The 8,135-nt window shown below is 34.0% G+C and carries 7 protein-coding genes; 1 reads left to right on the plus strand and 6 read right to left on the minus strand.

The features are described from left to right. Positions 1-403: 403 nt before the first annotated feature. From C8D94_RS14970 to C8D94_RS14995, 6 genes are all read right to left on the minus strand, one after another. Positions 404-1,111, minus strand: a complete 708-nt coding sequence (locus C8D94_RS14970) for a hypothetical protein (RefSeq protein ID WP_147278575.1) — start codon at positions 1,109-1,111, stop codon at positions 404-406. Positions 1,112-1,335: 224 nt separating this feature from the next. After that, a complete protein-coding gene (locus C8D94_RS14975) occupies positions 1,336-2,142 on the minus strand; it encodes a DUF4393 domain-containing protein (RefSeq protein WP_115124784.1) in 807 nt (268 codons plus the stop codon). Between the two features lie 239 nt (positions 2,143-2,381). Continuing rightward, positions 2,382-3,497, minus strand: coding sequence for a Shedu immune nuclease family protein (locus tag C8D94_RS14980; RefSeq protein ID WP_115124788.1), 1,116 nt, complete (start codon positions 3,495-3,497; stop codon positions 2,382-2,384). Positions 3,498-3,723: 226 nt separating this feature from the next. Beyond that, on the minus strand, positions 3,724-4,626 hold the full coding sequence (locus C8D94_RS14985; protein ID WP_147278576.1) for a hypothetical protein: 903 nt from the start codon (positions 4,624-4,626) through the stop codon (positions 3,724-3,726). A 617-nt stretch (positions 4,627-5,243) separates the two neighbouring features. Beyond that, the gene (locus tag C8D94_RS14990) at positions 5,244-6,110 is read right to left on the minus strand and encodes a DUF4437 domain-containing protein (protein WP_115124786.1); all 867 of its coding nucleotides are present in this window, start codon (positions 6,108-6,110) and stop codon (positions 5,244-5,246) included. Positions 6,111-6,121: 11 nt separating this feature from the next. After that, positions 6,122-7,108 (minus strand): zinc-dependent alcohol dehydrogenase family protein, encoded by a 987-nt coding sequence (locus C8D94_RS14995; protein WP_115124787.1) that lies wholly within the window; start codon positions 7,106-7,108, stop codon positions 6,122-6,124. A gap of 99 nt (positions 7,109-7,207) precedes the next feature. On the opposite strand from C8D94_RS14995, the gene C8D94_RS15000 reads away from it, so the two are divergent. Continuing rightward, entirely contained in the window at positions 7,208-7,561 is a 354-nt protein-coding gene (locus C8D94_RS15000) for a winged helix-turn-helix transcriptional regulator (RefSeq protein WP_394340218.1), read from the plus strand. Positions 7,562-8,135: the final 574 nt, after the last annotated feature.

Genomic DNA, 8,135 nt, shown 5'->3' on the forward strand with positions numbered 1-8,135 from the left:
TAAGGAATCACAATCCAAAATACTAACTCTTCTAATACGAGTGAGGTCAGAATCCAAATCGATTTTTTTCCAAAAAAAATTTGAACCTATGTAAAGGTATATTAGATGTAACCAATAGTATATCATAATTCAATAGTTTAATCTTTGGTTTTTTTTCAGGACGATGCGCTGTCATAATTGCACACAACGGTTTTGCATATGATACGGCGGGTCTTGGGCGGCAGCTTCGGCAGTGCCAACATTTTGCGTCAGCGAAAGTGGGAAGCGCAGCGTGCGAATCAGCCGTGGGCAGTGGCGCCGCCACTACGTAATTATCCGCTTTACCAATTTTTTTTAAATTTAGGGAATTTTAATTAAAGACGAATGTGACCGCTGTATTATATGCGTTGTTGCCAACAGTATTCTATTCGATGTTTATTTCTACGTAGTCAAATTCATTACGCTTATCATATATCTTTAAGAGAAATGAATTGGGATTTTTGGATTCATAGACTTCTTGAATTGACCAATTCTTTGAATTTATACTTCCGATATATTTAAATTTTTGCATTAAATCATAAGTATTTTTTGTTTCATAAATGTCAATAATTGAGCGATATTCATAATATTCTCCAAAGCTGTCATCATAAAAGGTTGAACAAAGAATCATATATCCTGGTAAAAAAACAGGAAAAGAACCACTATCGAAATCAGATGAGATTGTTATAGTAGAGCCGCTGTATGAGTCGATTAAATATAATTCACAAATATCTCTACATTTAGAAATTAAATGAACCTCTGCATTTTCAGAATATCCGGCATATCTGTAACAGGTTGCGGGAATTATTTCTTTACATTCAAATTTAATAATAGACTTTCTATCGCCTGTTCGTAATTCGAAATCCTTTTTATGGTCAGTTATTAGGAACTCTGTTTTTAATGAATTTTCGTAAAAATGTAATGAATCCATTATTCTAAAATCAAATTCAAAAGAATCGTCTTTATTAGAAACTGTTGAATTTAAAAGCTTTCTTTCTAAAGTACTGAAGTCAACTTTTTTGATTGAATCATTTTGAGCGGTAAGATCTAGAAAACTAAATAAAATAAATAATATAAATATGGTTTTTGTCATATTGTTGGCAACGGTTTTGCATATGATACGGCGGGTTTTGAGCGGCAGCTTCGGCAGTGCCAACATTTTGCGTCAGCGAAAGTGGGAAGCGTCAGCGTGCGAATCAGCCGTGGGGCAGTGGCGCCGCCACTACGTATTTATCCGCTGTACCAATTTTTCTATAAAGTTAGGGATTTTAATTTAAGACGAGTGTGACCGCTGTATTATATGCGTTGTTGGCAACTTTACTCTATGTTAACGACATTCTCAACAAATTGTTTACCAAAAGTAGTAAGTCTCAATATCTTTCTGTCAAATTCAAATTTCTTATCTGATTCTTCTATTCGAAGTTTATGTGAGTTGAGTTCTAAATTTTCTTCTAATTTTTCATAAAATGATTTATCTTGAAAAGTAACTTGATGAGGAATTTCCAAGATTACAAGTCTGCATAAATTATCAATATAAGTCGGCAATAAATCAGGTCTGGCTAAATTTACTTTTGTTTTCAAGTCAGAAAAATGGACATATTCCATATAAAACCCTCCATCGTCTCTGGACTTTAAGTCAACCAATGGGAAAATCGTGTTTGGCTTAAATATTTGAAGTAAAAGAGCTTCATCGGAAGTCATATTTTTAATAATTTCGACATATCCTGGATGCGCTTTGTGAGCAGAATCTTTATTCATTGCTGAAGCTAATAAATTCGCATACAATTCTCTCAATTCAGTATTATGACCTGAGTATTTAAGTGCCTCTATCGTAGGTCCTGCAATTTCGGTCGCAGGTGTAATAATTTTTTCTTTTGGAACATTTTCAAGTTTTTCAGAGACTTTAGTAGTAATGAAATCCTCAATTTTTTCATAACCCCAAACCAAAGCTTTTATAGGCGCTAAAGCCATATTTATTGTCTTCGAAACTATTTTTAATGATTCTCCTATTTCTTTTGCAGCTGGTTGAATAGTATCTTGGTAAACTGGAACTGCTTTAACTAAACCAGTAACAGCATCAATTGTAGATTTTACATTTGTTTCTTTATTTTCTTGTTCTTCCATTTTTTATTGTATTGTTGCCAACGGATTTGCATATGAAACGGTGCGACTTTAGGGCGGCGCGCGTCGGCTAGAGTCATTTTGCGGAGCAAAAGTGGGAAGCGCAGCGTGCGAATCAGCCGTGGGTTGGAGCCGCCTTTACGTATTATTTCGTTCCAGATGTTTGTTTTTTTAAAACTACGAAATATTAAGGATATACTCTATTTAAGCACTGTATTTATATGCTTTGTTACCCACAGTTGTTATTCGCCAATTATGAATTTTGCTCTTTCGTAAAGTTCATCATATGTAATTACTTCTATATTTCGTGAATCTCTACGATAAAGTTCAAAAGTTTTTCTCTTAATTTTCTTGACTTGAGCATTATCACTTGAATTATCAAGTTCATCCCAATTTCCGATGATTAAAATTGTTTTCGAGTCAAAGGATTTTTGTTCTATTAAATCTCCATTCTCATCAAAAAGTTCTTTTGTAGTTTCAATTTTTATAGTTCCACTTGCCTTTTGCTCTAAAATTTGGGAAACAGAATCTATAAATGGGTTTGATAATCTCCAAGCACCAGAACGATTTTTCTCTTTACCGAAAAGGTCTGTTGTTGGAAGTTTTAATTCTACGAATGTTGTAAATCGATTATCTCCAATAAGAAAATCTCCAATTACTGTGTCACTTCCGCTTGCATCACTATCGGAAGCTCTGAATTCTTTTTGTAGAATACCTTGAAATCGGTAATCCAATCCGTATCCAAATATCCATTCATTTTCGTTGAAATAATGTTGCCAAGCGGTTTCATCTTTCGTATTGCTTTTATCTATCTCGTCTTTATATTCTTGTAAGAAACCTTCTTCATTGAGTAATTTTCTAAAAATTTCGAGTTGCTTTTTTCGATAACCAGTATTTACTAAATCTTGATTTGTAATTAAACCGTCGTCTAAAAGGTCTTTTACCAAGTTACCCCCGTCATTACCCGAAAGTAAAGTTCCGATTTTCTTTTTCGTTTCTTCATCAAGAATGTCGAAGGAATTATCTGCTAATACAATTCTACGGTCGTTGATTGTTGCTAAATCGATAGAATTTATAAAACTTAAAAAACTTTTGAGTTGTTGAAAGTCAAATTTGCTGAACTTAATTCTTTGTTTTTCTGTTCCAGAAACCTCCTTTATAATTTCAATACCTTCAATGTCGTCTTTTTCTCTAATGTAAACGACTTTCATCAAAGTTCGAGGTGCCAATTTTACGTGCGTCTCATTTTCATCGGCAAAGACTACTTGAAAGAATCGACCACTCCCAAAATCGTGATTGTATAAATGTTCCAATTTAGAATTTTGGATTACATCATCTTCTGTTGCTTTTTCAGTCATTCTGGTTATTCGCGACATTTTTTTTTCAATTGTGGGTAACGGTCGAGTATATGAAAAGTAGCGCTGAAAAAGTGCGCTATCAATTCGGTTAAACTCAAGCCGTATTTTTAAATTTTTCTATTTATCTTTCTTTTTTCAAATAGCCAAATTTAAAAATTTGGCGACCTTGCGAAGGTGCCAGAACCTTTGTGTTTACAAATGCTCGCGCTATTTTTTATATACATTGTTACACACTGGCCTTTTCGCAAACTTTCTTCAAATATGTTTCTTTAAGGTCAATATTAATATTCATATGTTTAATTGAATTTTCGATTGTGCGTCCAATGTTTTTCAAAGTCTCATCGGATAGTATATCAATTAATTCCTTATTATTAAAGACTTTCAAAGCTTCTGATTTAGAGTTTATATTTACGAATGTAAGAAGATTTATAAATTCCCCATATTGATTGTCCGTTTTCTTAAATAATTCTAAAACAGGCTCCATAAAATTGTCTAAACCTATTTTCGAAATGTATTGAAATGCTTGAACTTTCAAATTATTATTCTTTAGATATTTTGCATCACTAAAAATATCATTTGCATATTCGTTCACTCTTGAACCGAGCAAATAGGCAATACTTCCAAGGTGTGAATCACTTAATTTACCTGACTTTATCAAACGATTGAATTCGAACATTTCTTGGTCTGTGAATCCCTCGTGTAGAGTTAGCGATAGAAAAGAAATTGCTTGAGCCTTTAATTCTGCATCATCTTCTCCCAAATCTTTAATGGATTTCGCTATTTGTTGACTTCTGTTTTTACTTAAATAAATAGCAACTTTTTCATCCAAATTATTTTCTAATTGCTTTAGAGCATCTTTGGATGGTTTAATTCCAAATTGATAAACAACAATTGGAAGACCGACAGCTATAATTGCAATCAATATTGTGAGTATTGTATAGATAGTACCGAAAGAACTTATAAGTTCGCTTTGATATTCAATAGTTGTTGATGCCTGTTTAATAATTTCGCTGTTGTTTTCAGCTTGCAATTTTATCAGTTCGGTTCGCAAAGAATCAACTTTATTAGTTGCGGATGCCATGCTATCAACTCGTTGAACGTAATTAGATGTTAAACTTAATAAATTCATATATCTTTAATTCTTCTCTGATTTTTTTTTGCTTGTGTGTAACGGTCTGGTTTATGATTTGTGGCGTTTGAACCACTACAAAATGTTCAGCTGTAAATATTTGGTCTTAAAATTACCAAAATTTTCCCCATAGCCGAAATCGAGCCATAAATTATAAACATTGTTGCCCTCTTTTGCGACACGCACGAGTAAGTCGGCCGAGTGGCTTTTTCGGTAATCCAATCAGCGCAATGCTCCGCTCAGATTGTCAAAAATCAGCGTTCGAGTAAAAAATCAGCCGTTTACTTAATCAGTTCGGTTTTCGATTTTATCAGCAGAGTGAGCGTCAGCATTCGTTCGCAAGACCCGGACCGGAGTCCGATTGATCGCGACGGCTTAAATTCGGCAGAATTTCAGTCGGAGCTATTGAGGGCAACGGTCTCGTATATGAAAAGTAGGGTAGAAAGTAGGCTGTTTTCATTCGGTTGAGCTACAAGCCATATTTTTAATTTTTCTTTTTTAATTATTCAATTCTAAAAATACTAAAATTAAAAAATATGGCGACTTAGTAGACACAAAACACCTCCAGATTAAGCCAAAGTCGCCCTATTTTTTATATACATTGTTGGCAACAGGCTTTATTCCACTTTAATATTTCCGTTAGTTCTAAGATATAATAAAACTTCAGTTTCTGAATCATTTGAAATCGTATGAATTGCTTTGTCAGATGAACTAAAAGAACTACCAGCACCCAATATTTTTACTTCTTGATTTTGAGGTAGCGTATAATTTAATTTGCCTTGTATTACAACCGAATGTAAAACCGTTCCATCAGTTTCAATAGTCCCATTGTAATTCCTAGGAAGTTTTACGAAAACACCTCGAGCATTTTTGCTTTGCCAAAGAAAACTAATTTCTGCTTTACTATTAGCATCAATAGAATGTGTCCTTTTACTGTTTAACCAAACTACATTTGAAGCATCTATGTTAATTGGTCGTTCTCCGTTGTCAAATGATTCCTCAACAGACCTAACCAAATAAGGCCCTCTATCTATTTCCACTAACGCAATATTTTCTTCGCCTTTTGCAGAAGTAATATGCGACTCTCCTTGTGGTTGTGTCCAGAAACTACCCGATTTCATCCACATATTTTCTGCTTTAGGGTCATCATTATGAATACTTCCCTTGATGACAATAGCTCTGTAAGTTACATTATGAATATGTGGTGGTGAAGAAAAGCCGTCTGCGAACTTTGCCAAAAATCCAGTAGCAACTTCTTCGTTTCTATCTCCCCAAATCGTTCCAGCTTGTGGACTTTGGTCTCCTCTTGCAGGATTTAATTTTTCCCATTTAATTTCAGAACTCAACAGCACTTTATTTGTTGGGTTCTCTATCTGTTCAGAACTATTCTCCTCTGTTTCATTTTTTATCTTTTTATTATCATTACACGACGATAAAAATAAAAGTGAAACGATAAATGGTAAATATGCAAATCTAAAATTCATATTACTGTTTTTTAATTTTCAACTATTACTTTTCCTATTGCGTTTCCGCTTTCAAGTCTTGCATACGCTTTTCCAACATTTTCTAATGAAAAATCTTGTTCATCAAGTAAAGGTTTTAAGGCTCCAGATTCGGCTATTTTAGCTATGTTTCTTAAAATTTCTCCGTGTTTTTCTCTCTGGAAATTATGAATCATTGGAATAAGCATAAATACAACGTGCAAGGATAATCCTTTAAAGTGCATTGTACTTAAATCAATTTCGCTCAAAGAAACTGTTGTCGCAACTTGACCATTTAAAGCAGTTGCCTCAAACGATTTAAGCAGGTTTTCTCCACCAACAGAATCATAAACGACGTCAAATCCTTTTCCATCAGTATGTTTATTTACATAATCTTCAACTGATTCTGATTTGTAATTTATTGATTTTGCGCCATAAGATTTGACTATTTCTGATTGTTTCTCACTACTTATAGTTGTAAAAACATCGGCACCAAAATGTTTAGCCAATTGAATTGCAACGTGTCCAACTCCACCAGTTCCGCCGTGAACTAAAACTTTTTGTCCTTTCTGAACATTAGCACGAGTTAAACCTTCGTAAGCCGTTATTCCAACTAATGGTAACGACGCAGATTCTTTCATTGTTAGGTTGCTCGGTTTTTTCGCAATCAATTTAATATCGGCAGTAATATAATCAGCCAATGTTCCTTGCAAATCTCCTAAACCACCTGCACAACCATAAACTTCATCGCCAACTGAAAATTCACTAACATCATTTCCGACTTGCTCAATTGTTCCGGCAAAATCCATTCCCAAAATTGCTGGATTTTTTGGTGAGAAAGGCAAATCATTTCCCATATTTTTAATCATCGTATCAACCGTGTTGACACTTGATGCCGAAATTTTCACTAAAACCTGTCCATTCTTTAAAGTTGATTTTTCTATTTCTTTGGATTCAAATTTTGCGTTTTCTCCATATTTACTAATTGTCATTGCTTTCATTTCGTATCGTTTTTTATGTTACTATAATAATTATAGTTGCAAAAGTAAGTATAGTATTCTATATTTGCAATAACGGTCAAAAATGATAGTATAAATAATATGGAAACAGAAGAACTAAAAATGCTTAATTTTAGAGGTAAAAAGTACCCTTGTTGCGCAAGTTTGACAATGGGAATTATTGGTGGCAAATGGAAAACGGTTATCTTATATCATTTAATTGAGAAGAAATTAAGGTATAACGAATTGAGGAAAGAAATGCCAACTGTAACTGAACGCACTTTGAGTTTGCAGTTAAAAACCTTAGAAGAAGATGGAATAGTTAAAAGAAAAGTTTACACATCAAAACCACCGCTAAAAGTTGAATATTCCTTAACCGATTTTGGTAAAACCTTAATACCGTTAATTCAATCTATTGCGGATTGGGGCGATTCTGTGGTTGAGAAATATTCTTAGCAAGTGTTCTTTTTAGCTTGTTGCCAACGGTATTGTATAAGGCACGTTGCTTTTTCGCAATGTGCCTTATGCGTTGTTGTAGACAGTAATTTACCACTATTTTCGAAAGTGGCAAATTCCGAAGTCAGTCAGACGAAATCCCATCCATACTTTTTGGTTTTTATGCGGTATTTCCGGTGGGAACATGCCGGCGTCAAAATCAAAGCAAGGAGTCAATTCATAAATTCAGACCTATACTTCTAAAAAGATCCGTCCGTTACTTGATTTTGTGGAAATCAGTCCGTAACTTCACCAAGCTTTGGAGCGTTCCCAACGTTCTGATAGTATAACTCTCAACGATGAAATCGCAAAGCTTGGAATATCTGATGGCCAATCAGATGGATCTTTTTAAATAGGTCACCGTATAAACTCCGTAAAGTATGCGCCAAAAAATTCGTCTTACTTATTGACTACAACGGTCTTGTATATGATTTGTGGCGTAAGATACTCTATAGATTTTTCAGCCTTAACATATTATTTTTAAAAATAGCGAATTTTCTCGCTTTACTGAAATCGAGCCATAAATTATATGCTT

Source organism: Marinirhabdus gelatinilytica (assembly GCF_003353425.1).
GTDB classification, from domain to species: Bacteria; Bacteroidota; Bacteroidia; order Flavobacteriales; family Flavobacteriaceae; genus Marinirhabdus; species Marinirhabdus gelatinilytica.

Bases quoted from the DNA above. Each gene is read 5' to 3' on its own strand.
- C8D94_RS15000 (WP_394340218.1), top strand. From the start codon at position 7,208: ATGGAAACAGAAGAACTAAAAATGCTTAATTTTAGAGGTAAAAAGTAC.
- C8D94_RS14975 (WP_115124784.1), bottom strand. From the start codon at position 2,142: ATGGAAGAACAAGAAAATAAAGAAACAAATGTAAAATCTACAATTGAT.
- C8D94_RS14985 (WP_147278576.1), bottom strand. From the start codon at position 4,626: ATGAATTTATTAAGTTTAACATCTAATTACGTTCAACGAGTTGATAGC.
- C8D94_RS14990 (WP_115124786.1), bottom strand. From the start codon at position 6,110: ATGAATTTTAGATTTGCATATTTACCATTTATCGTTTCACTTTTATTT.
- C8D94_RS14980 (WP_115124788.1), bottom strand. From the start codon at position 3,497: ATGACTGAAAAAGCAACAGAAGATGATGTAATCCAAAATTCTAAATTG.
- C8D94_RS14995 (WP_115124787.1), bottom strand. From the start codon at position 7,108: ATGAAAGCAATGACAATTAGTAAATATGGAGAAAACGCAAAATTTGAA.
- C8D94_RS14970 (WP_147278575.1), bottom strand. From the start codon at position 1,111: ATGACAAAAACCATATTTATATTATTTATTTTATTTAGTTTTCTAGAT.